This is a genomic window from Leifsonia shinshuensis, from assembly GCF_014217625.1.
GTDB classification, from domain to species: Bacteria; Actinomycetota; Actinomycetes; order Actinomycetales; family Microbacteriaceae; genus Leifsonia; species Leifsonia shinshuensis_A.
Genome location: NZ_CP043641.1, coordinates 1,626,471 through 1,649,247 on the forward strand (window position 1 = coordinate 1,626,471; position 22,777 = coordinate 1,649,247).

Sequence of the window (22,777 nt, forward strand, 5' to 3'; positions counted from 1 at the left end):
CGCGCGTCGTCCTGTGGAGGATTACTTCTTGGTGATGTCGTACGCGTAGAACTGCGAGTTCAGCCCGTTGACCGGGTAGCCGCTCACCGAGCTCGACGCCACCACGATCTGCGGGTAGAGGTACAGCCACGCGCTGGCGGCGTCCTTCGCGATCTGCTCGTTGACGAGCTTGAGCTTCGCCGTCTGCTCCGCAGTGGTGGAGGACTGCTCGGCCTCGTTCACCCACGCGGTGACCTGCGGGTTGTCGTAACCCCAGTAGAAGTCGGGGTTGCCGTACCAGACCACGTCGCGGTCGTTGACGTGCTCCTGCAGGGTCGCGGTGAAGTCGTGGTTCTTGAACACCTTCGTGTACCACTGGTCGGCCGAGATCGAGTTGATGTTGACCGTGACGCCGACCTTGGCGAGCTCGCTCTTCAGGAACTCCGCGACCGCCGGGTGCGGGTCGTAGGTCGGGGTGTCGAGCGTGAAACTGAAGCCGTTCGGGAGGCCGGCCGCGGCCAGCTCCTTCTTCGCCAGCGCGGTGTCGTACGGGTTGACCTTGGTCAGGTCCTCGTACCAGGGGTCGCTCGGCGGGACCATCGATCCGATGAGCGTGCCGTACTTGCCCCAGATCGAGCTGAGCAGCTTCTTGGTGTCGATCGCCGAGTAGACCGCCTTGCGTACCTCGGCGTTGTTGAAGGGCGCGACCTTGTCGTTGAAGGCGAGGAGCTCTTTCGTGGTCGACTTGCCATTGCTGATCGTGTAGTTCTTGTTGCCCTCGAACTGCGTCAGCGAGTCCGGGCTCTGGATGCTGGTGACGATGTCCACCTGGTTGGTCAGCAGGGCGTTGGAGAGGGCGCTGGCGTCGGTGAAGTAGTCGTAGACGACCTCCTTGTTCTTCGCCTTGGCGCCCCAGTAGCCGTTCCAGCGCTCGAGGCTGAGCGAGCTGCCGCGCTTCCAGGTGCCGAGCGTGTAGGGGCCGGTGCCGTCCTCCGCCGTCTTGTAGTTCGTGGTGCCAGGGCCGTAGATCCAGACGTAGCTGAGGTTGTACGGCAGCGAGATGGAGCGCGACTTCAACGAGATGACCACGGTCTTGTCGTCCGGGGTCTGGATGCCGGAGATGACGGCGAGCTGCGACTTGCGGGCCGACTGGGAGTCGGTCGCGAGGACGCGCTCGATGCTCGTCTTGACCGACTCGCTGGTGAGCGGCTTGCCGGAATGGAACTTCACCCCGTCGCGGAGGGTGAAGGTGTAGGTGAGACCGTCAGCGCTCGTCGTGTACTTCGTGGCGAGCAGCGGCTGCACCTTTCCGTCGTCGGTGAGCTTGAACAGGCCCTCGTAGACGTTCCCGTTCAGGGCTTCGGTGACGCCCTGGCCGCCGCCGGCGGTGTTGTCCAGGTTGACGGGCTCGTAGAGCGAGCCGACGGCGATCGACGCGTCGGCGCCGGCGGACGACGACGAGGACGCGCCGGAGCAGCCGGCGAGCGCCAGGGAGGCGGCGATGCCGATCGCGATCGTGGCGAGCAGGGGGGTCTTTCTCAACGGAGTTCTCCTGTGCTGTGTGGAGTGGGGTGTGCGAGGGGGTGAAGCAGAGGTGAGCCGGAGGCTCAGTGCGCGGCGCCGTCGCGGAGCACGACGCGCTGCTCGCCCGCGGTCACGGGGACGGGGAAGCGGTTGTTCCGCGGCGGCAGCGGACAGTTGTACTGGTCCGAGAAGCCGCACGGGGGGACGAAGGCGCGGTTGAAGTCGAGAACGGCGCGGTCGCCCTCCCGTGTCACGAAGAGGAAGCGGCCGGACGCGTAGGTGCCGCCAGGGCCGTCGTCGCCGTTGGTCGGGTCGCCGAAGACCAGCAGCAGCGTGCCGTCGTCGTCGAACGCGCTGAGCGTGTAGTCGACGCCTTCGCGCGAGAACGTGATGTCGCCCGGCACGACCAGGTCGCGGGTGAGGCCGTTGTCGCGGATGTGCTCGAACGGGATGGTGCGCTCGTCGCTCACCGGGGTGAAGGTGGCCTCCACGATCCAGGACGGGTCGAACGGGAACGCGTCGATCGTCTCGAACGCGCGGATCGCGGGCGAAGCCGCATCCCACAGCCGGATCCCGCGCTCGGGCGCGCCGGTGTCGAGGTTGCGGCGGCTCAGCTCGGTGGCCGTCACCGTCTCCGGGTGCCCGGCGAGCGCCTGCTCCGCGGTGGTCTCGTCACCCTCGGGCAGCCAGCGCGTCTCGATGAGCGCCAGGTTGCCGGTCGGGGCTGCGACGGACGAGAGCCGCCAGGCGCGCCAGTCGGCGTAGCCGGCCTCGGCGGAACGGATGGTGGACGGGGAGGCGAGCGCCGGAGCGGAGAGTTCAGTCACGATATCGGCCATAACAGTGCGAGTGTGCGCCTTGTTCCCGACGTCACGTTATTCGTGTGACCCCGTGTTGCGATCCGCGTCCGCGTCGTCCTCGTCGGCGTCGTCCAGGTCGGGTCGCGCGGTGGCGCGGACGACCGACGGCGCGAGCGCCAGCACACCGGCCAGCACGGCAGGCACGAGGAGCGCCCAGCCGATGGCCGGACCTCCCCCGATGAGGCCCTGGAAGCTTCCGACGGCGACGGCGATCATCAGGATCTGGATGGTGACGGTCGAGGCGCGCGCCCAGGCGTGCAGCCGGAGGATGCCGACCAGCGTGAGGATCAGCCAGGCTGCGCCGAGGGCGACGAGGACGGTGATCGCGACCGAAGTGGTGTACGAATAGGGGGTCGTCGTGAGAAGCTCGTACAGCAGCCAGACCGCGAGCCCCGTGACCAGCAGCGCCTCGAGCGTGAGGATCACCGCGAGAGCGACCAGCAGTGGAGGCCGCGAGCGGGCCGGTTCTGGCGCTGCATCGTGCGCAGAAGAACCGGGCACAACGGGGTCGGGCACTATAGCATCCTGACGTTTCGAGCGAGTGTTCACAGCGTTATCCCATGCAGAACTATTGATCCGAATCAACTGCTATGGGAGCATATTCAAGGCCGAGTTAGTGCTCACAGGGTGGTGGGCAGGTCTCATTCCCCATGGATCTGAAGAACCCTGTAACGCGGCTGCTTACCTGCATTCTAGGCCCCTCGGGCCAGGAAACATCCAGCGAACAAGGAGCATATCTTCATGGATTGGCGCGACAAAGCCGCCTGCCTGACCGCAGACCCCGAGCTTTTCTTTCCTGTCGGAAACACGGGACCCGCGGTCGACCAGATCGACAAGGCGAAGGCGGTCTGCGCGCGCTGCACCGTGACCGAGATCTGCCTCCAGTACGCCCTCGAGACCGGTCAGGACTCCGGCGTCTGGGGCGGTCTCTCCGAGGACGAGCGCCGCGCTCTCAAGCGTCGCGCCGCCCGCGCCCGTCGCGCGTCCTGACCAACGCCGCGCACGCAACACAGCGATCCATCCCGAATCACAGCATTATCGCCGCCGAGGCGGCGCTTCCGAACACCTAGCAGACGTCACCGTCCGGAAGCGCCCCTCGGCGTTTCTCATGCACGCAGTGCATCGAAGGGCACGTAAACGCCCCTGAACCGCGGTTTTCGGGGCGTTTACGTGCCCCTCGGCGGTCCTTCGGCGGTCAGACCGTGGTGAGGTAGCGCAGGGGGACCTCGATGGTGACCTCGGTGCCCTGGCCCATCATCGTGTGCCAGTCGATCGCTCCGCCGAGCTCACCCTGGATCAGCGTCCGCACGATCTGCGTGCCGAGGCCCGACCCGACCTTGCCCTCAGGCAGGCCGGAGCCGTTGTCGACGACCTTGACGGTGAGGGAGTCGTCGGTCCGGTTCGCCACGATCTCCACCTGGCCCTCCCGTCCGGCGAGGCCGTGCTCGACCGCGTTCGTGACCAGTTCGGTCAGCGCGAGCGCGAGCGGCGTCGCGTACTCGCTCGGCAGGGAGCCGAAGGTGCCCGACTTCTTGGGATGCACCGTCGTCGTGTGGCTGGCCGCGACCTCCGCCACCAGCAGCAGCACCCGGTCGAACACGTCGTCGAAGTCCACGATCTGCGCGAGGCCCGTCGAGAGCGTGTCGTGCACGACCGCGATCGCGGCGACACGGCGCATGGCCTGGCTGAGCGCCTCCCGCGCCTCCTCCGAGTGGGTGCGGCGAGCCTGGATGCGCAGCAGCGAGGCGACCGTCTGGAGGTTGTTCTTCACCCGGTGGTGGATCTCGCGGATCGTCGCGTCTTTCGTGATCAGCTCGCGCTCCTGGTGCCGCTGCTCAGAGACGTCGCGGCACAGCACGATCGCGCCGACGCGTTCGCCGCGGTTGCGGATCGGGATGGTGCGCAGCGACACCGTCACGCCGCGCGCCTCGATGTCGGTGCGCCAGGGGGCGCGGCCGGTGACCACCAGCGGCAGCGACTCGTCCGCCGTGATGGTTCCCGCGAGGAGCTTGGTCGTGACCGTCGCCAGAGACTCGCCCTCCAGCTCGCCGGTGAAGCCCATCCGGTTGAAGGCGCTCAGCGCGTTCGGGCTGGCGAAGGTGGTGATGCCGTCGACGTCCAGCCGGATCAGCCCGTCCGCGGCGCGCGGCGCGCCGCGGCGGGGAGCGGCGGGCGCGCCCAGGTCGGGGAAGTCTCCGGTCGCGATCATGGCGAACAGATCGTTGGCGCAGTCGTTGAAGGTCAGCTCCTGGCGGCTGGGGGTGCGCGCCTCGCTGAGGTTCGTGTGGCGGGTGATGACCGCGACGGGCTCATCCGCCGTCTGTGGGGAGTGGACGCTGAGCCGGCGGATCACCGGGACGGCGCGCACGCGCGTCGGCGTCTCCTCGTACCAGTCCGGGGCGGAGGTGTCGATGATCTGCTTGGTCAGGTAGGCGTCCGTGACCTGCTGGCGCCACTCCGGCTTGATCCGCTGGCCGACGAAGTCGCGGTAGAACAGCGTCGCGGCGCTCGACGGACGAGCGTGCGCGACCGCGACGAAGTCGTCGTCCGTCGTCGGCACCCACAGCACGATGTCGGCGAAGGCCAGGTCGGCCAGGAGCTGCCAGTCGCCGACGAGGCTGTGGAGCCACTCCACGTCCGCCTCGGAGGAACGACCTTGGGCATGGACGAGATCACTGAGCGTCGACACTCCCCCACTATAGACAGACCGCACGGCACCGGTTGTCCACACCCGCGTTCAGGCCCTGGACCACCCGCGAGGCGCGCTGATTGAGTGTTCACCACGCACCGACGAACACCGTCGACGAGAAAGAATCGAGCACCACGAGCAATGAACGCACTCCTCTCCCCAGTCCTGGACCGGCCCGCGCTGGAGCGGCCGACGCGGGAACGGCCGACCGCCGCGCGGCCGCCGCTCCGGCTCGTCCCGCCGCGCGTGGCGCCTCCGTCCCGGCCTGTGCCGCCGCCGGACCTGCCCGCCTTCGAACCCAGGACGCTCGACGCCGAGCTGGAGGCCGCCGACGACGAACTGCGGACGGACTCCGGCATCGGCGAGGACGCCCGCCTGCTCTGCGCGAAGCTCGCGCTCTGCGTCATCGAGATCCTGGCGGGCGCGCGCCCGCTCGATCAGCTGGGCCGCTGGGTCAGCGACTCCGTCTTCATCCAGCTGCTGCGGCGCACCGTCATCGCCGCGCGCTCCCGGGAGGTCACCGGCGACGAGGCCAGGCGACCACGCGTCCGCGTCGGCGAGCCACTACTCAACCGCCTCGGCGACTCGGTGGTCGAGGCGGTTGTCATGATCCACCAGCCGGCGCGGTCCCGCGCGGTGGCGCTGCGGCTGGAGCGCCACCGGGCACGCTGGCGCGCGACGGCGATCACGGTCCTGTAGGGGCACCGCGCAGACGACGAACGGCGGGGCGGTCGTCTGACCGCCCCGCCGTTCGGGGAGCTGCGCTCAGCGCCTCTGGGTCAGCGCCTCCGGGGTCAGCGCTTCTTGGCCTGGGCCCGGCGCTCCGCGCGGTTCACAGGAGCCTCGTCCCCGTCCTCGACGCGCTGGCCGAAGGCGCCGCGCTGGGTCGCGCCCTGGGTCGGCGGGGCCGACTGCGCGGGGGCCGCCTGGCGCTGCTGGCGCTGGGCGCGGTCGGTGGCCGCCTTCTCCAGCTGGCCGCGCTGGTTGCGCACCTCGACGTCGCCCTGCTCGCCCGGAGCCGAGTAGCTCAGGCGGGCCTCCGAGTCTCCGCGGTTGAGGCCCTTCGCCGCCACAGCGGGCGCGACCTCGTCCGGGGCCTGGTTGACCTCCACCTCGAGGTTGAAGAGGAAGCCGACCGTCTCCTCGCGGATCGCGCCCATCATCTGCTGGAACATGGCGTAGCCCTCGCGCTGGTACTCGACCAGCGGGTCGCGCTGCGCCATCGCCCGCAGGCCGATGCCGTCCTTGAGGTAGTCCATCTCGTAGAGGTGGTCGCGCCAGCGGCGGTCGATGACCGAGAGCACCACGCGGCGCTCCAGCTCGCGCATCGCCGGGGAGCCGATCGACTCCTCGCGCTTCTGGTACGCGATCTTGGAGTCCGACATGATCTCGCGGCGCATGAAGTCGCGGTTGATGCGGCCCTTGTTGCCCGCCTCGGCGATGACCTCGTCGATCGAGACCCCGACCGGGTACAGCGTCTTGAGCTCGGCCCACAGGGCGTCGAAGTCCCAGTCGTCGCCGCTGCCCTCGCCGGTGTGCTGGTCGAGGATGTCGTCCACCACGTCCGTCAGGAACTTCTGCACGCGCTCGTGCAGGTCGTCGCCCTCCAGGATGTGCCGGCGGTCGCTGTAGATCGCCTCGCGCTGACGGTTCAGGACGTCGTCGTACTTGAGGACGTTCTTGCGGATCTCGGCGTTGCGCGCCTCCACCTGCGACTGGGCGCTGCGGATGGCGCGGCTGACCACCTTGGACTCGATCGCCATGTCGTCCGGGACACTGGTGCGGCCCATCAGGCTCTCGGCGGCGCCCGCGTTGAACAGGCGCATCAGGTCGTCGGTCAGCGACAGGTAGAACCGGCTCTCGCCCGGGTCGCCCTGGCGGCCGGAACGGCCGCGGAGCTGGTTGTCGATGCGGCGCGACTCGTGGCGCTCGGTGCCGAGCACGTAGAGGCCGCCCGCGTCGATGACCTTCTCCGCCTCCTCGGAGACCTTCGACTTCACCTCGTCGAAGACGCCCTCCCAGGCGGCCTCGTACTCGTCCGGCGTCTCGACCGGCGAGAGGCCGCGCGCGTTCATCTCGGCGACCGCGATGAACTCGGCGTTGCCGCCGAGCATGATGTCGGTTCCACGGCCGGCCATGTTCGTGGCGACGGTGACCGATCCGAGACGGCCGGCCTGGGCGACGATCGCCGCCTCGCGGGCGTGGTTCTTGGCGTTCAGAACCTCGTGGCGGACGCCCTTCTTGGCGAGCAGGCGCGAAAGGTACTCGCTCTTCTCGACGCTCGTCGTGCCGACCAGGACCGGCTGGCCCTTCTCGTAGCGCTTGGCGATGTCCTCGACCACCTGGTCGAACTTGGCCTTCTCGTTCTTGTAGACGAGGTCCGGCTGGTCCTTGCGCTGCATCGGCTTGTTCGTCGGGATCGGGACGACGCCGAGCTTGTAGGTGCTCATGAACTCGGCCGCCTCGGTCTCGGCGGTACCGGTCATGCCGGACAGCTTCTTGTAGAGGCGGAAGTAGTTCTGCAGGGTGACCGTGGCGAGGGTCTGGTTCTCGGCCTTGACCTCCACGCCCTCCTTGGCCTCGATCGCCTGGTGGATGCCCTCGTTGTAGCGGCGGCCGACCAGGATGCGGCCGGTGTGCTCGTCGACGATCAGCACCTCGCCGTTCATCACGACGTAGTCCTTGTCGCGCTTGAACAGGGCGTTGGCCTTGATCGCGTTGTTGAGGAACGAGATGAGCGGGGTGTTCGCCGACTCGTACAGGTTGTCGATGCCGAGGTAGTCCTCGACCTTCTCGATGCCCGGCTCGAGCACGCCGACGGTGCGCTTCTTCTCGTCCACCTCGTAGTCGACCTCGGGGGTCAGGCGGGTGGCGAGGCTGGCGAACTCGTTGAACCAGCGGTTGGCCTCGCCGGAGGACGGGCCGGAGATGATGAGCGGGGTGCGGGCCTCGTCGATCAGGATCGAGTCGACCTCGTCCACGATCGCGAAGTAGTGGCCGCGCTGGACCATGTCGCTCGCCTGCCACGCCATGTTGTCGCGCAGGTAGTCGAAGCCGAACTCGTTGTTCGTGCCGTAGGTGATGTCGGCGGCGTACATCTCGCGCCGCTCCTCCGGGGTCTGGCCCGACAGGATCACCCCGGTCGTCATGCCGAGGGCGCGGAAGACGCGGCCCATCAGCTCCGACTGGTAGCTCGCCAGGTAGTCGTTGACGGTGATGACGTGGACGCCGCGGCTGGCGATCGCGTTGAGGTAGGCCGCGGTGGTCGCCACCAGCGTCTTGCCCTCACCGGTCTTCATCTCGGCGATGTTGCCCAGGTGGAGGGCGGCGCCACCCATGATCTGCACGTCGAAGTGCCGCATGCCCAACGTCCGCTTGGACGCCTCGCGCACGGCGGCGAACGCCTCGGGGAGGAGGTCGTCCAGCGACTCGCCGTTGCTGTAGCGCTCGCGCAGCTCGACGGTCTCGTGCATGAGTTCGTCGTCGGTCAGCTCGCTGAAGTCGTCCTCGAGGGCGTTGACCGCCTTCGCGTACGCCTCCAGGCGTCGGAGGGTGCGTCCCTCGCCGACGCGGAGAACCTTTTCAAGAACTGAGGCCACTGATGCACTCCATTTTGCTCGGTCGGGCCGATGATGCCCGCGCCCCGGCGGGCGCACGCCGCACGGCACACTCCGCCGACGATAGAGAACATCGTACTTGGTCCGCCCCGGAGGTCGTCCCGTGCTCCCTGGGAGGGCGCTGCGAGACCGGTGAACGGGATACCCCGTCGGGCAGCGGAACGCCGATGGCGTACGCCGCCTGGGCGCACGCCATCGGCGCTAGCGAATCTGCTCAGCCGAGCTTGCGGCTGGCGGTCGCAACCTCCTGCAACTCCTCGGCGTCGTCGTCGAGGGCGATCACGCCGTAGTCCCAGCCCTTGCGGCGGTAGACGACGCTCGGCCGCTTGGTCTCCTGGTCCACGAAGAGGTAGAAGTCGTGGCCTACGAGCTCCATGTAATAGAGGGCGTCGTCGACGGTCATCGGGATGCTCGCGAAGACCTTCTGGCGGATCACGACGGGGCTGTACTCCTCCTCGGCCTCCGCGGACTCCGCCGACTCGTCCGTGACGGCCGGGACGCTGCCCGTGCGTACCTGGTCGAGCACCGACACGGGTGCCGCCGCGAGTCCCACGGCGCTGAAGCCGTCCGTGCTCGCCTCGCGCAGCGAGGTGGGGCGGTGCTGCCCGCGATGCACCTTGCGCCTGTCCTTGGCCCTCCTGACACGTTCGAGAAGCTTCCCGAGCGCGATGTCGAACGCGGCGTACTTGTCGGTTCCGGTCGCTTCGGACCGGACCACGGCTCGCGGTCCGACCAGGGTCAGCTCGACCCGGTCGTCGCCGTTCTGGGATCCCAGCTTCTCGTTGTGCCTGCTGACCTTGATCTCGAAGGAGATGGCCCGCTCGGCGAGATGCGCGACCTTGTCTGCCTTCTCGGTCGCGTATTCACGGAAGCGATCAGTGATTCCCAGGTTGCGTCCGACGATGTTGATGTCCATGGAGACCTCCCTGATCCGGCGTGACGTCCGCCCGGATCACGAAGGGCGGATCGCTCGCGCCTTTTCGACTACCGTAGTGCTCCCCCGCGCGTTACGGAACCGTGATCGGCAGGTGAATTCCAGGATTCCGCTGGACGTTCGCTGAGTCGCGTCGCGCGGGACTGGTCACGGCCTTCGTCGCGGCGTACGGGCCACGGCGGCAGCTCCGGCGATCGACCCGCCGGCCGCTCTGATCGCCCGCGCGGCCTCCGCGATGGTGGCCCCGCTCGTCACGATGTCGTCGACGATCACGCACCTCCGCCCGCGCAGCCGCGGGGACGCGACCAGGCTGCCTGCACGGTTGCCCGCACGTTCCACGGTTCCGAGCGCGGCCTGGTCGGCGGTCTGCCGCGTCAGCCGGAGCGCTCGCCAGAGCGGCGGCGCGAGCGCCCGGGAACGCGCGAGCACCATCCCGGTCGGGTGGTAGCCGCGCCGGCGCCAGGCCGCGCGCGTCGACGGGATCAGGACGGGCACCACCGCGGACCGGTGCGTCCCCGCCGCGGCGGCGAGCGCCGGCCGCAGCGCGCGGGCCAGGGCGGCCGCCGCGTCCACCCGTCCGCCGTCCTTGTAGGCCAGGAGCACCGTGCGCGGGATGTCGTCGTAGTCGAGCGCCGACCACACGGGCACGCCGGCTGCGGTATGGCGGCGCACCTCCGGAGTCAAGGCTCGTGCGCAGTCGGCACAGAGCGACCGGTCGGGCGCGGAGCATCCGGCGCAGCTCACCGGGAGCAGCACGGCGGAGGCGTCGAGGACGGCGTCACGGATGATCGAGCGGAAGCCGGAACGGCGGCCGGAGCGGAAGTCGGAACGGAGGGAGCCAGTGGTGATCGTCATGCACCCAGCCTCACGGCGGCGAGCCCCGTGCAGCGCGCCGCGGAGGGATCAGTGGAGAAGTCCGCGTGAGCGCGACGCTGTGGAGGACAGCATCAGGTCCGCTCGCAGCGCGGCGTGCCCACTACCCTCACGGCTGCCCGAGTTGCACCGCGACCGCTCCGACCTTGTCGGTCTGCGTCTGCCATCCGCTCCCGGTGGGCGCCTGCAGCGTCCCGTCGCCCGCGAGCACCAGGTAGCGCGACAGGCCGCCGGCTCCCACGATCGTCCGTCCGGTCGTCGGGCCGGTGGTGGTCGACGTGGTCCCGCCGATCGTCTGCTCCGCGATCCCGGTCGCGTCTCCGTTGGTCGAGCTGAGCACCACCACCGTAAGCTCGCCCGTCCACGCGATGGAGGTCGGGATGCCGTCTCCCATCGCGAGCTCGATCGGGGCCGTGATGGCGCTCGGCAGGCCGTCCGAGCCGCGCACGACGCCCGCTGCGACGACGGAGTAGCCGGTGGTGGTGTGCAGGATCGCGACCACGCGGGTCCCGTCGCGCGAGACGGCCAGGGCGACGATGCCGACAGCGCCGGGCCAATCCACCTTGACCGGGTGCGGCTGCCCGTTCGCGCTGGCGACCTGGAGCGCGTTCGGGGACGCCGCCGGGACGCTCCAGAGCCAGCCCTGGTTGTCCAGCGCGGGCGCGATCAGCCCGGGGCGTGCGTCCAGGTGCACCGGATCCCCGGACTTCCGCACCAGCACGGCCGCCCCGTGCGACAGCACCGCCACCTCGTCACGCGTCGCGTTCACCGTCGCCGCCGAGGGCTGCAGCGCCACCACCTTGTCGCTGAGCCCGCTCAACGGTGTGATGGTCGAGCCGTTCAGGAGGCCGAACGACTCGCCGCGGAGGACGACGGCGTGCGAGTCCACCGGCGGGTCCTGCAGCGGCACCGACCCGTCCGGCAGCGGCGGCACCTGCTGCTGGTTACCCTCGATCGAGAGTTGCACGGACGACGCCAGCGAGCCGAGGCTCTGCTCGAGCTGGAGCTGCATCCGCTGGAGCTGCAACTGGTCCGCCCTGCCCGCCTCGGAGCTCAGGTCGACGTGCGCTGTGCCATTCGAGGTGGTGACCGACGGGACGGCGAGCTGCGTGCCGGCCGGGAACGCGCTGGTCACCGCGCCGTTCAGCCACTTGGCCGGTCCCGCGAGGACCGCGCTGGCCACACGTGTGGCCGCCGTCGCGACGCGGGCCGGGAACCAGCGGGCGTCCGGCACCAGGTAGGAGTAGTCCGCGTTGTAGAAGTAGAGCGTCTGCTGGCTGAAGACGGCGCGGAAGGTCGGGTCGTCGATGACCACGCCGTCCGGGGCGACGGAGATGCGCCACTGGCCGTTCTCCTTCGTCACCTCGTAGCTGAGGCCGACCGGGGCCTTGCTCCCCACCGGGTGGTAGCTCCCGGCGCTGTCCACGTTGGCGACCGGTGTGACGTCGACCGACCACTGGTCGCCGGAGTGGTCGAACGTGCGGCTGCGGCCGTCGTCCACCGTGACCGACTCGTCGGGGTTCCAGGAGGCCGCCATCGAGCGGGTGAGGTACTCCCGGGCGATCCCGAAGTTGTTCTTCGGGCTGGAGGCCGCGTCGATGAACCCCTGCACGATCCGCTGCGGGGTGGCGCCGTTCTCGGGCGGTGACGGGTTGAAGTCGAGGTCGAGCTGGTCGTTGACCTGCGCGACGGGACCGCCCTGGCGCACCGGGCCGGTGTCGGGGATGCTCGCGCACGCCGCGAGCACCAGCGCGAGCACCGCGGCGAGGGGGACGCCGAGGCCGCGGGACGTCCTCCGGATCATGCGCGGGCCTCGCTTCCAGGCAGCGGCGCGGGATCGAGGGCGGCCGTTCCGCGGTCGAGGGCGCCGGTGTCGTCGGCCCCGGACTGCGCGGAGGACGCCGCCTCGGACGACGACTCGGGCCGTCCCGGCTTCGTGCCCGCGTCGGCCGGAGGCAGCGGCAGCGGCGAGGCGATGATGCCCTTGCCGGTGAACCGCGGCAGTGTGAGCCGGAAGCACGATCCCTGCCCTGGCATCGACCAGACCTGGAGCCAGCCGGAGTGGAGGGTGGCGTCCTCCAGCGAGATGGCGAGGCCGAGCCCGGTGCCGCCGAGGGTGCGCTTGCGGGACGGGTCGGCCCGCCAGAACCGGTCGAAGACGTGGTTGACGTCCTGCTGGTTCATGCCGATGCCGTAGTCGCGCACGGCGAGCGCGACCGCCGTCTCGTTGCTGTCGACGGTGACCACCACCGGCGCTCCCTCGCCGTGCTCGATCGCGTTGCCGATCAGGTTGCGCACGACACGGCGGATGCGGCGCGGATCCATGCCGACGTCGAAGTAGCCTCCCGGCGCCTCCAGCCGGAGCTCGGAGCCGTTCTGCTCGGCGAGCGTCCGCAGTTCGTCGACGACCTCCTCCGCCAGGCGCACGAGGTTCGTGGGCTCGGGGTCGAGCGCGACCGAGCCGGCGTCGTACCGGCTGATCTCCAGGAGGTCCGAGAGCAGCCGGTCGAACCGCTCGATCTGGGTGTGCAGCAGCTCGGCGGTGCGGGAGGTCGCCGGCGGGAACGAGCCGCGCTGGTCGTAGATCACATCGCCGGCCAGCCGGATGGTCGTCAGCGGCGTGCGCAGCTCGTGCGACACGTCCGACACGAACCGCTGCTGGAGCTGGGACAGCGTGGCGAGCTGGTTGATCTGGCTCTGCATGCTGTCGGCCATCCCGTTGAACGAGCGGGCGAGCGACGCGAAGACGTCCTCGCCCTTCTCCGGGATGCGCACGGCGAGGTCGCCCGCGGCGAGCCGCTCGCTGGTGCGCGCGGCGACCCGGATCGGCTCGACGACGAAGCGCACGATCAGCCAGGTGATCGCGCCGATGAGGACGATGAGCGCGAGCCCGGCGAGCAGCAGGGTGTTCTGGACGAACAGCAGCGTGTTCTCGGAGTCGCGCAGGTTGTAGCCGATGTAGAGCTCGTATCGGCCGTACGACGGCAGCGTGAGCTGCGTGCCGACGACGATCCCCGGATCGGTGGAGTCGGAGGACGCCGGGAGGGCGACCGACTGGTAGAACTGCTTGGTCCCGCCGTTCTCGACGGCGGTGCGGAGCTCCTGCGAGATGACGGGGTTGAGCGCGGGGCTGCCCCGGTCCGGAGGTGCGAGCACGCTGGTGTCCTGGCCGGGCACGCGATACGCCGCGATCAGCCGGCTGGAGGTCGAGGCCTGGACGGATTGCAGCGTCGAGTTGAGCAGGTTCTTGCCGCTGTCGCCGGAGGACACGTCCGAGGCGTTGAGCGTGGACTGCGCGGCCGTCGTGGCCCGGCTGGAGTCGCGGAGCGCCTGGTCGAGGCGCGACTGGTAGAGGTCGTTGCTGATGCTGAGCGCCATGTAGACGCCGGTGACGAGGATCGCGACGCCGGTCAGGACCAGCGTGATCGCGACGGTGCGCAGCTGCAGCGAGCGTCTCCAGAGGCGCGCCAGGTCGGACGGCACCTGCCGCCACCACTCCCTGTCGGGCCACCGGAAGCGCATCGCGGCCTCCCGGTCACGTCGCCGCGCCGGCGCGGTAGCCGACCCCGCGCACGGTCATGACGATCTTGGGGTTGTCCGGGTCCTGCTCCACCTTGGCGCGCAGGCGCTGGACGTGCACGTTCACCAGGCGGGTGTCGGCCTTGTAGTGGTAGCCCCAGACCTGCTCCAGCAGCATCTCGCGGGTGAAGACCTGCTGCGGCTTGGAGGCCAGGGCGAGCAGGAGGTCGAACTCGAGCGGGGTGAGCGCGATGCGCGAGTCGCCGCGGCGGACCTCGTGACCGGCGACGTCGACGACGAGGTCGCCGACGCGCAGCTGCTCGGCGGGCGGGCTGGTCGGGGCGGGGCGCAGCCGGGTGCGGATGCGCGCGACGAGCTCCTTGGGGTTGAACGGCTTGACCATGTAGTCGTCTGCGCCGGACTCCAGGCCTTTGACGACGTCGGCGGTGTCGGACTTGGCGGTCAGCATGATGACGGGCGTGCCGGACTCGGCGCGGATGCGGCCGCACACCTCGATGCCGTCGAGGCCGGGCAGCATCAGGTCGAGGAGGACGAGGTCGGGCTTCGCAGCGCGGAAGATGTCGAGCGCCTGGGCGCCGTCCTCACAGAACACGGGGTCGAATCCCTCGGTGCGGAGCACGATGCCGATCATCTCGGCGAGGGCGGTGTCGTCGTCGACCACCAGGATGCGACTAGTCATGTCCGAAGAATCCCCTGAACCCCTCTCGGGCGGCGCGCGCCGCAGCAGTAACGGGACAAGCGTAGTCGAGGTGGCTGCACGAGCCTTGTATGCCGGCCCGGTGCGGGCTGTGGGCACGTCGAGACTGTGGATGAACGGGTTGTCCACGTGCCCTGTGGGCGGGGCATCGCTCCGGCGACGGATGTGCCAGCATGGGAGCACCGCATCAGACGGGGGATGAGAGGCACGGCGTGAGCGACGACCAGAGCTGGCGGGCGCCGGGCGCGTCCGGGGAGCCGGATGCGGAGGGGGCGGGGGCCTCAGGGTCATCGGGGTCCGTGAGCGGGGGCGAGGGCTCGGGAGCCGCGTCGGCGGGACAGGCCGGCGGGCCGGTGCCCGAGCAGCCGCGGTACGGGGAGTACGCGCCGGGGTATCCGCAGCAGCCGGGGTATCCGCAGCAGCCGGGCTACCCCCAGCAGGCCTATCAGCAGCCCGGCTACCAGCAGCCCGGCGCGCCGTACGACTATCAGCAGCAGGCCTGGCAGCAGCAGCCCGGCTGGCAGCAGCAGCCCGGCTGGCAGCAGCCATACGCCGCCAACGGCGCACAGCCCGGGTGGGCTCCGCCGCCGAAGCCGGGGCTCATCCCGCTGCGTCCGCTGTCGTTCGGGAACCTCCTCGGCGCGCCGTTCCAGGCGCTGCGGCGCAACCCGAAGATCACCGTCGGCGCCGCCCTCCTGCTCCAGGGCGTCCCCAGCATCGTCGTCACGGCGCTGATCGGCGGAGGGGTGTACCTCTTCTTCTCGCGGGTCGAGAACGCCGACGCCGCCGACCGTGGCACCATCGCCGCCGGCGCGATCGGCGGAACGATCGTGCTCGGCGTGCTGGCCATCGTCATCTCGACCGTCTTCAGCGCGCTGCTGCAGGGCATCGTCGTCACCGAGGTGTCGCGGGAGACCCTCGGCGAGAAGCTGAACTTCCGTGCGCTCTGGCAGCGCGTCCGCAGCCGGTTCGGCGCGCTCATCGGCTGGACCTTCCTGCTCTCCCTCGGCTGGCTCCTCGCCGTCGCGCTGGTGGTGGGCATCGTGGTCGCCCTCGCCGCGCTCGGCGGCACGGCCGGCGTGATCGGCGGCGTGCTCGCCGGTCTCGGCGGCGGGTTCGGGCTCCTCGTGCTCTACGTCTGGCTGAACACCAAGCTCTCGCTCGTCCCGAGCGCGCTCGTGATCGAGCGCCTTCCGCTGCGGAGCGCGGTCCCGCGATCGTGGCGGCTCACCTCCGGCTACTTCTGGCGGACATTCGGCCTGATCGTCCTGATCGCGATCATCATCTACGCGGTGACGCAGGTGATCTCGATCCCGTTCGCGATCATCGGCGGCATGCTCGGCGGGATCTTCGCGCCGACCTCGCTCAGCTCGGCCGATCCCAGCTCGTTCAACCAGCTCATCGTCAGCCAGCTCGGCGTCAACGGGCTGTCGGCGATCGTCGGCGCGATCGTGGGAGCGATCGGCAGTGTCGTCCAGTCCGCGGCGATCGGCCTCATCTACATCGACCTCCGGATGCGCAAGGAGGGCCTCGACCTCGAACTCGTGCGGTTCGTGGAGGCCCGGCAGACCGGTCAGGAGCTCCCCGACCCGTTCGCGGAGCCCGCCCCTGCCGCGCCGGCGCCGAGCGCGACCTGGCCGGGCATCTGAGCGTGCGCCTCGACATCCCGGTCGATCCGAGCTCGCCGCAGGCCCAGGACTGGATCCGCAACGAGCTCGCCAAGCCGGAGTACCAGACCGCGAAGCCGACCTGGTTCGACATCGCCTCGAAGGCCGTGCAGGACTGGCTGGCGTCGCTGTTCAAGGGTCCGACCGGCGACGCGGGGCCCGTGCTCCTCGTCGTGGTCGTCCTGATCCTCGTGGCGATCATCGTGGTCGCCTTCATCGTGTTCGGCCGGCCGAGGGTCAACCGGCGGGCGGCCTCCGGCCCGCGGGCGCTGTTCGGCGCCGGCGACGCCCGCTCGGCCGACGAGCTGCGGCGGTCGGCGGCCGACGCGGCCCGCGCCGAGGACTGGCCGCTGGCGATCGAGGAGCAGTTCCGTGCCATCGCGGCCGCGCTGGACGAGCGCACCCTGGTGGACGTCCGGCCCGGCACCACCGCGACCGAGTTCGCCGCGCAGGCGTCGCGCACCGCACCGGCGGAGGCCGCCGAGCTGCGCCAGGCCGCGCGGACCTTCGACGAGGTGCGTTACCTCGACCGGCCCGGCTCCGAAGCCGGCTACCGGCACCTCCTCGACCTCGACGGGCGGCTCCGGAAGCTGCGCCCCGCCCTGGAGCCCGTGAACGTATGACCGGAACGCTCGCGCCCGAGACCCCGCGGCAGCCTGCACCGGAGGCCGGCCCTGCCGACGCCACCGCGGTCTCCCCCACCGTCCGCCGCACCGCGCGCCGCGCCGTCCCGTGGATCGTCCTGGCCGTCATCGCGGTGATCGTCGGGCTGTCCGGCGTGCTCCTGAACGGAGGCCGCAACGTCGGTGGCGACCCGCTGAGCGCCACCAATCCCGGCCCCGTCGGCGGCAAGGCGCTCGCCCAGGTGCTCGGGCAGCAGGGCGTGACCGTGCGCACGGCCGGCACGTTGGACCAGGTGCGCAGCGCCGCCGGCGACGACACCACCGTGCTCGTCTACGACCCGGAGTCCAACCTCGACCGCCAGGGCTACGAGCAGCTCAGCTCGATCGCGAGCACGATCGTGCTGGTCGAGCCGGACTTCGCCGCCTTGCAAGCCCTCGCCCCTGACGTGCGCGCCGCGGGCGATCCCGGCGCTACGGCCGCGGCGGGCTGCGACCTCCCCGTCGCCCGGCGCGCCGAGCGGATCGATCCGCGGACCACTGCGAACACGAAGGACTACGCCGCACCCGGCAGCTTCCGCGCCACCGGCGACGCGACCGCGTGCTTCGAGGCGTCGGGAGGCCGGGCCTCCCTGGTGCGCACGACCTATCAGGGCCGCACCGTCTACCTGCTCGGCTCGGCCGCGACCCTGATGAACGACGGCGTCGACCGGCTCGGCAACGCCGCCCTCGGCCTCGGCCTCCTCGGCGAGCACCGCACGCTGGTCTGGTACGTGCCCGGGCTGCTCGACCGACCGGTCACCGGACCGCCCGACCTCTCGAAGCTCACTCCGGGCTGGGTCACTCCGGTCCTCCTGCTGCTGACGCTGGTGTTCATCGCCGCGGCTGTGTGGCGCGGCCGGCGCTTCGGGCCGCTCGTGGTCGAGCACCTGCCCGTCGTCGTGCGCGCGGGCGAGACCCGTGAGGGACGCGCGCGCCTCTACCAGCGGTCGTCCGCCCGGCTCCGCGCAGCCGACGCGCTGCGCATCGGCGCCATCGGGCGCCTGGCCGCCCAGGTCGGTCTCCCGCGCGCGGCGACCACCGAGGAGGTCGCCGACGCCGTCGCCGCGATCACCGGCCGCGACCGCGGCGGCATCCTCTACCTGCTGCTGGAGCAGCATCCGAACAGCGACCGGGAGCTCCTCGAGCTCTCCGACCGGCTGGCCGAACTCGAACGCGCGACGGCTGACGCCGCCTCGCCGAACACCCCGCGAACGACCGGAAGAATGGAACCATGACCGACCTCACGACCGGCTCCCACTCGGCCTCGGCAGCACCGGACGGCGCAGCCGCACCGTCCTCGCCCGGCTCCTCCGATCTGCGGCACGCGCTGGCGCGGGTCCGCGCCGAGGTCGGCAAGGCCGTCGTCGGCCAGGAAGGCGCCGTCACCGGGCTGATCATCGCGCTGCTCGCGCGCGGCCACGTGCTGCTGGAGGGCGTGCCGGGTGTGGCGAAGACGCTGCTCGTGCGCTCCCTCAGCGAGGCGCTGAGCCTGTCGACGACGCGCATCCAGTTCACCCCCGACCTGATGCCGGGCGACGTGACCGGCTCGCTCGTCTACGACGCGCAGACCGGCGGCTTCGTATTCCGCGAGGGTCCCGTCTTCACGAACATCCTGCTCGCCGACGAGATCAACCGGACGCCCCCGAAGACCCAGTCAGCGCTGCTGGAGGCGATGGAGGAGCGCCAGGTCAGCGTCGACGGCGTGAGCCGCCGGCTCCCCGACCCGTTCATCGTCGCCGCCACGCAGAACCCGATCGAGTACGAGGGCACCTACACGCTCCCGGAGGCCCAGCTCGACCGGTTCCTGCTCAAGCTCACGCTCGACGTGCCGGAGCGCGAAGCTGAGGTGGAGGTGCTGCGCCGGCACGCAACCGGGTTCAACCCGCGCGACCTCGCCGGAGCGGGCGTGACGCGGGTGCTCGACGCCCAGCAGCTGGAGGCCGCGCGGGCCGCCGCCGCCGCAGTCGGCGCGAACCAGGACGTGCTGGCCTACATCGTCGACCTGGCCCGCGCCACCCGGCGCAGCCCGTCGGTCCGGCTCGGCGTCAGCCCGCGCGGCACGACGGCACTCCTCGCCGCTGCCAAGGCCTGGGCCTGGCTGTCCGGCTACGACTCGATCACGCCCGACCACGTGCAGGCCATGCTCGTCCCGGTCTGGCGGCACCGCATCCAGCTGCGCCCGGAGGCGGAGCTGGAGGGCGTGGGCGCCGACGCCGTGCTGCGCTCGATCGTGCAGCAGGTCCAGGTCCCGATCTAGGCCCCGCCGATGACCGTGTCCGGACGTTTCGTCGCCCTGCTCGCGCTGGGCGCCGTCCCCGTCGTGCTGCTCGGCGGCGAGGCGGCGCCCGCCTACGCCGCCCTCGTCGGCTGGATCGTGCTCTGCCTGGTGCTGGGGTCGGTCGACCTCGCGCTGGCCGCCTCCCCCCGCCGGCTGCGGCTGAGCCGGGAGCTGCCCGCCCGCGTGCGGCTCGGCGCGGAGGCCGCGAGCGAGCTGTTCGTGACGAACACAGGCACACGCACGCTGCGCGGCGTGCTCCGCGACGGGTGGGAGCCGTCGGCCGGGGCCGAGCCGAGCCGCACCGCCATCGGCATCCCGCCGGGCGAGCGTCGCCGCGTCGTGGTGTCGCTGACACCATGGCGGCGCGGCGAGCGCCGGGTGGAGCAGGTCACCGTGCGCTCGTGGGGCCCGCTGCACCTCTGGGCACGGCAGGCGACGCTGTCCGCGCCGGGCCGCATCCGCGTGCTGCCGCCGTTCAACGCGCGCAAGCACCTCCCGTCGCGGCTGGCGCGGCTCCGCGAGCTGGACGGCACCACGAGCGTGATGCTGCGCGGCCAGGGCACCGAGTTCGACTCCCTGCGCGAGTACGTGCGCGGCGACGATGTGCGCTCGATCGACTGGCGCGCCACCGCCCGGCGGCACGACCCGACCGGGGGCCGCGGCGCGCGGGTGATGGTGCGTACGTGGCGGCCGGAGCGCGACCGGCGCGTGGTCCTGGTGATCGACACGGCCCGCACCTCGGCGGCGCGGATCGCGGACGAGCCACGCATCGACACGGCGTTCGAGGCGTCCCTGCTGCTCGCCGCGCTCGCCTCCCGCGCGGGCGACCGCGTCGACCTGCTGGCGTACGACCGGGTCGCCCGCGGCCGCGTGCAGGGCGCGGCGGGCGCTGAGCTGCTCTCCCGGATGGTGGACACGATGGCGGGCATCGAGCCGGCGCTCATCGAGATGGACTGGTCGGCGGTTCCCGCACAGGTCGGCACGCTGACCAGTCAGCGGTCGCTCGTCGTGCTGCTGACCTCGCTCGACGCGCCCGGCGGCTCGCGCGGCCTCCTCTCGGTGCTGCCGCAGCTCACCCGCAAGCACCTCGTGCTGGTGGCCAGCGTGACCGACCCCGACACGGAGGCCGCCACGGCGCAGCGCGGCCGCCGCGAGGACGTCTACCGCGCCGCCTCGGCCGAGCGCGCGCTGCTCGACGTCGCGCGGGTGTCGGCAGCCGTGCGTCGTCTCGGCGGCGAGGTGGTCACGGGCTCCCCCGCCGACCTCCCGCCCGCCCTCGCGGACCGCTACCTGGCGCTGAAGGCCGCCGGCCGGCTCTGAGCGCGTCGCGCACGCGCACACATTCGTCACGAATGTCGCGACCGCGCTGACCTCACATTCGTGACGAATGTCGCGAAACGCGCCGCGAAACCCCACATTCGTGACGAATGTCGGATCTGCGCGAGCCACGCATTCGTGACGAATGTCGCGAAACGCGCCGCGATAGTGGACATTCGTGGCGAATGTCGCGGTCGGCGTCAGCCGGCGACGACGCGGCGGTCGCCCGCCTCGAACTCGGTGAGATCGCCGGTCTCGCCCGCGCGGACGGCCCGGCCGCCCACGAACAGCATGTAGAAGAGGTACGCCCCGAGCGCGAGCGCGCCGATGGCGATCTTCAGCCAGACCGGCAGCGCCGAGGGCGTCACGAAGCCCTCGATCAGGCCGGAGACGAACAGACTGATCACGCAGCCGACTGCGACCGTGAACAGGGCGCGGCCGTCCTCGGCGAGCGCCTGACCGCGCGTGCGGGCGCCCGGCGCGATCCAGGACCAGAAGATCCGCAGGCCGGCAGCTGCGGCCACGAACACACTGGTCAGCTCCAGGAGGCCGTGCGGGAGGATGTACGAGAACAGCACGTCGCCGCGGCCGTAGGCGAACATGACGCCGGCCGCCGTGCCGATGCCGACCGCGTTCTGGATGAGCACGTACGGCACCCAGACCCCGGTGATCCCGAACGCGATGCACTGGGCGGCGATCCAGGCGTTGTTGGTCCACACCTGGCCGGCGAACGACGCCGCCGGGTTGTTCGAGTAGTAGTCGACGAACGAGTGGTTGACGTACTGCTTCAGGTCGGCGTCGTCGCCGAGGTTGCGCAGCACGTCCGGGTTGCCGGTGATCCACAGCGCGTACAGCGTCGAGACGATCACCGTGGCGACCGCGACGGCCAGCACGATCCAGCGGATGCGGTACAGCGCAGCGGGCAGCTGGAGAGCGAAGAAGCGTGGGATCTGCGAGAACAGGTTCGAGCCGGCTCCCGTGAAACGCAGCCGCGCCGACGCGAGCGTCACCGACAGGCGGTCCCCCACCGCGGTGGACCCGGCGCTGGTCTGGATGGCCGACAGGTCGGCCGCACCGGACTGGTACAGGTCGATCAGCTCGTCCGCGTCGCGGCCGTCCAGACGGCGTCGGGCGGCCAGCCGGGAGAGCTTCTCCCAGTCGGCGCTGTGCGCGGCAGTGTATGCGTCGAGATCCATCTGCTTGAATGATAGCCATGACGGGATCCGCGCCCCTCCTCCCGAGCGGGGGCCTTTCGAATGCGCGTGGCCCAGCGGTCGCGGGCGCCCCGAACGGCGGCGACCGCGAGCTGGTCACGGGCGAGGCCGTCACCCTCGACGTCAAGCCGGCGAGCTACATCCTCCGCGCGGGCGGGACCATCATCGACTGGCTGTTCTCGATGCTGGTCATGCTCGGCCTGATCCTGCTCCTGGTGGCCACCGGCGGCGGGCTCGACGAGGCGCTGATCCGCGCGCTGATCATCCTCATCCTCGTGTTCGGTACGGTGATCCTCCCGATCGGGATGGAGCTGCTCACCCGCGGCCGCTCGCTCGGCCGGCTCGCGGTGGGCGCCCGCATCGTGCGCGACGACGGCGGCGCGATCGGATTCCGGCACTCGTTCATCCGCGCCCTCGCCGGCGTGCTCGAGATCTATCTGACCTTCGGCGGGATCGCCGCGCTCACCGGCCTCCTGAACTCCCGGTCCAAGCGCCTCGGCGACCTGCTGGCAGGAACATACAGCCAGCTCGAGCGCGTGCCGCGCCCGCAGCCGCTCGCGCTGTCCCTGCCGCCGCAGCTCGCGGGCTGGGCGGTGAACGCCGACGTCGGGAGGCTGCCCGACCGGCTCTCCCGCCGCATCGCGCAGTTCGTGCGCCAGGCCCCGCAGCTCACCGCCGCGGCCCGCTACGGGCTGAGCACCGAGCTCGCGCGCGAGGCGGCGCCGTACGTGTCGCCGCTGCCGCAGGTGGACGCCGAGACGTTCCTGGTCGCGGTCGCCGTGCTGCGGCGGCAGCGGGACGCGGCGGGCCTGGCCCTGGAGGCCGAGCGCCTGCAGCGGCTGGAACCGGTCCTCGACGCGCTGCCGCACTCGTTCCCCGACCGGTGATCCGGCCGGACCGTCACTCACCCGTCACATCCCTCACAC

19 protein-coding genes are annotated in these 22,777 nt (G+C 70.9%); 8 read left to right on the plus strand and 11 right to left on the minus strand.

Annotated elements, in window-relative coordinates; genetic code table 11:
* Positions 1-21: 21 nt before the first annotated feature.
* The 3 genes from F1C12_RS07880 to F1C12_RS07890 form a co-directional block, all read right to left on the minus strand.
* Positions 22-1,521 carry an ABC transporter substrate-binding protein gene (locus F1C12_RS07880; RefSeq protein WP_258046166.1) on the minus strand — a complete coding sequence of 500 codons (1,500 nt, stop codon included), beginning with the start codon at positions 1,519-1,521 and terminating at the stop codon, positions 22-24.
* A 65-nt stretch (positions 1,522-1,586) separates the two neighbouring features.
* Positions 1,587-2,342 carry a DUF1684 domain-containing protein gene (locus tag F1C12_RS07885; RefSeq protein ID WP_185278225.1) on the minus strand — a complete coding sequence of 252 codons (756 nt, stop codon included), beginning with the start codon at positions 2,340-2,342 and terminating at the stop codon, positions 1,587-1,589.
* 36 nt (positions 2,343-2,378) lie between these two features.
* A complete protein-coding gene (locus F1C12_RS07890; protein WP_258046168.1) occupies positions 2,379-2,879 on the minus strand; it encodes a hypothetical protein in 501 nt (166 codons plus the stop codon).
* A 225-nt stretch (positions 2,880-3,104) separates the two neighbouring features.
* Here F1C12_RS07890 and F1C12_RS07895 point away from each other — a divergent pair, with 225 nt between their 5' ends.
* Complete coding sequence (locus F1C12_RS07895; RefSeq protein WP_018190103.1) at positions 3,105-3,353, plus strand: WhiB family transcriptional regulator; 249 nt, start codon at positions 3,105-3,107, stop codon at positions 3,351-3,353.
* Positions 3,354-3,558: 205 nt separating this feature from the next.
* On the opposite strand, the gene F1C12_RS07900 is transcribed toward F1C12_RS07895, so the two are convergent.
* A complete protein-coding gene (locus F1C12_RS07900) occupies positions 3,559-5,052 on the minus strand; it encodes a sensor histidine kinase (protein ID WP_185278226.1) in 1,494 nt (497 codons plus the stop codon).
* Between the two features lie 141 nt (positions 5,053-5,193).
* Here F1C12_RS07900 and F1C12_RS07905 point away from each other — a divergent pair, with 141 nt between their 5' ends.
* Positions 5,194-5,751, plus strand: coding sequence for an Rv3235 family protein (locus tag F1C12_RS07905; protein ID WP_185278227.1), 558 nt, complete (start codon positions 5,194-5,196; stop codon positions 5,749-5,751).
* Between the two features lie 95 nt (positions 5,752-5,846).
* Here F1C12_RS07905 and secA read toward each other — a convergent pair whose 3' ends face one another.
* The 6 genes from secA to mtrA form a co-directional block, all read right to left on the minus strand.
* Entirely contained in the window at positions 5,847-8,651 is a 2,805-nt protein-coding gene (gene secA / locus F1C12_RS07910; protein WP_185278228.1) for a preprotein translocase subunit SecA, read from the minus strand.
* 232 nt (positions 8,652-8,883) lie between these two features.
* Entirely contained in the window at positions 8,884-9,585 is a 702-nt protein-coding gene (hpf, locus tag F1C12_RS07915; protein ID WP_185278229.1) for a ribosome hibernation-promoting factor, HPF/YfiA family, read from the minus strand.
* 165 nt (positions 9,586-9,750) lie between these two features.
* A complete protein-coding gene (locus tag F1C12_RS07920; protein WP_185278230.1) occupies positions 9,751-10,458 on the minus strand; it encodes a ComF family protein in 708 nt (235 codons plus the stop codon).
* A 127-nt stretch (positions 10,459-10,585) separates the two neighbouring features.
* Positions 10,586-12,280, minus strand: coding sequence for an LpqB family beta-propeller domain-containing protein (locus F1C12_RS07925; RefSeq protein ID WP_185278231.1), 1,695 nt, complete (start codon positions 12,278-12,280; stop codon positions 10,586-10,588).
* A complete protein-coding gene (gene mtrB, locus F1C12_RS07930; RefSeq protein ID WP_185278232.1) occupies positions 12,277-13,998 on the minus strand; it encodes an MtrAB system histidine kinase MtrB in 1,722 nt (573 codons plus the stop codon). Before mtrB ends, F1C12_RS07925 begins: the two co-directional genes overlap by 4 nt.
* A gap of 13 nt (positions 13,999-14,011) precedes the next feature.
* Complete coding sequence (gene mtrA, locus F1C12_RS07935) at positions 14,012-14,695, minus strand: MtrAB system response regulator MtrA (protein ID WP_179607562.1); 684 nt, start codon at positions 14,693-14,695, stop codon at positions 14,012-14,014.
* A gap of 230 nt (positions 14,696-14,925) precedes the next feature.
* Here mtrA and F1C12_RS07940 point away from each other — a divergent pair, with 230 nt between their 5' ends.
* The 5 genes from F1C12_RS07940 to F1C12_RS07960 are packed head-to-tail and all read left to right on the plus strand — an operon-like array spanning position 14,926 to position 20,640.
* Positions 14,926-16,362, plus strand: coding sequence for a hypothetical protein (locus tag F1C12_RS07940; protein WP_219732691.1), 1,437 nt, complete (start codon positions 14,926-14,928; stop codon positions 16,360-16,362).
* A 2-nt stretch (positions 16,363-16,364) separates the two neighbouring features.
* The gene (locus tag F1C12_RS07945; protein ID WP_258046169.1) at positions 16,365-17,003 is read left to right on the plus strand and encodes a DUF4129 domain-containing protein; all 639 of its coding nucleotides are present in this window, start codon (positions 16,365-16,367) and stop codon (positions 17,001-17,003) included.
* Positions 17,000-18,277: a DUF4350 domain-containing protein gene (locus tag F1C12_RS07950; protein ID WP_185278234.1), complete on the plus strand. Its 1,278-nt coding sequence runs from the start codon at positions 17,000-17,002 to the stop codon at positions 18,275-18,277. The genes F1C12_RS07945 and F1C12_RS07950 overlap by 4 nt, the downstream gene beginning before the upstream one ends.
* On the plus strand, positions 18,274-19,299 hold the full coding sequence (locus F1C12_RS07955) for an AAA family ATPase (RefSeq protein ID WP_258046170.1): 1,026 nt from the start codon (positions 18,274-18,276) through the stop codon (positions 19,297-19,299). Before F1C12_RS07950 ends, F1C12_RS07955 begins: the two co-directional genes overlap by 4 nt.
* Before the next feature lie 9 nt (positions 19,300-19,308).
* Positions 19,309-20,640, plus strand: coding sequence for a DUF58 domain-containing protein (locus tag F1C12_RS07960; RefSeq protein WP_185278235.1), 1,332 nt, complete (start codon positions 19,309-19,311; stop codon positions 20,638-20,640).
* Between the two features lie 197 nt (positions 20,641-20,837).
* Here the strand turns inward: F1C12_RS07960 and F1C12_RS07965 are convergent, their stop codons facing one another.
* On the minus strand, positions 20,838-21,833 hold the full coding sequence (locus F1C12_RS07965) for a stage II sporulation protein M (protein ID WP_185278236.1): 996 nt from the start codon (positions 21,831-21,833) through the stop codon (positions 20,838-20,840).
* A 17-nt stretch (positions 21,834-21,850) separates the two neighbouring features.
* Here F1C12_RS07965 and F1C12_RS07970 point away from each other — a divergent pair, with 17 nt between their 5' ends.
* Complete coding sequence (locus tag F1C12_RS07970) at positions 21,851-22,738, plus strand: RDD family protein (protein WP_185278237.1); 888 nt, start codon at positions 21,851-21,853, stop codon at positions 22,736-22,738.
* Positions 22,739-22,777 lie beyond the last annotated feature (39 nt).

Bases quoted from the DNA above. Each gene is read 5' to 3' on its own strand.
- F1C12_RS07885 (WP_185278225.1), bottom strand. From the start codon at position 2,342: ATGGCCGATATCGTGACTGAACTCTCCGCTCCGGCGCTCGCCTCCCCG.
- F1C12_RS07895 (WP_018190103.1), top strand. From the start codon at position 3,105: ATGGATTGGCGCGACAAAGCCGCCTGCCTGACCGCAGACCCCGAGCTT.
- F1C12_RS07905 (WP_185278227.1), top strand. From the start codon at position 5,194: ATGAACGCACTCCTCTCCCCAGTCCTGGACCGGCCCGCGCTGGAGCGG.
- hpf (WP_185278229.1), bottom strand. From the start codon at position 9,585: ATGGACATCAACATCGTCGGACGCAACCTGGGAATCACTGATCGCTTC.
- F1C12_RS07920 (WP_185278230.1), bottom strand. From the start codon at position 10,458: ATGACGATCACCACTGGCTCCCTCCGTTCCGACTTCCGCTCCGGCCGC.
- F1C12_RS07925 (WP_185278231.1), bottom strand. From the start codon at position 12,280: ATGATCCGGAGGACGTCCCGCGGCCTCGGCGTCCCCCTCGCCGCGGTG.
- mtrB (WP_185278232.1), bottom strand. From the start codon at position 13,998: ATGCGCTTCCGGTGGCCCGACAGGGAGTGGTGGCGGCAGGTGCCGTCC.
- mtrA (WP_179607562.1), bottom strand. From the start codon at position 14,695: ATGACTAGTCGCATCCTGGTGGTCGACGACGACACCGCCCTCGCCGAG.
- F1C12_RS07950 (WP_185278234.1), top strand. From the start codon at position 17,000: ATGACCGGAACGCTCGCGCCCGAGACCCCGCGGCAGCCTGCACCGGAG.
- F1C12_RS07955 (WP_258046170.1), top strand. From the start codon at position 18,274: ATGACCGACCTCACGACCGGCTCCCACTCGGCCTCGGCAGCACCGGAC.
- F1C12_RS07960 (WP_185278235.1), top strand. From the start codon at position 19,309: ATGACCGTGTCCGGACGTTTCGTCGCCCTGCTCGCGCTGGGCGCCGTC.
- F1C12_RS07965 (WP_185278236.1), bottom strand. From the start codon at position 21,833: ATGGATCTCGACGCATACACTGCCGCGCACAGCGCCGACTGGGAGAAG.
- F1C12_RS07970 (WP_185278237.1), top strand. From the start codon at position 21,851: ATGACGGGATCCGCGCCCCTCCTCCCGAGCGGGGGCCTTTCGAATGCG.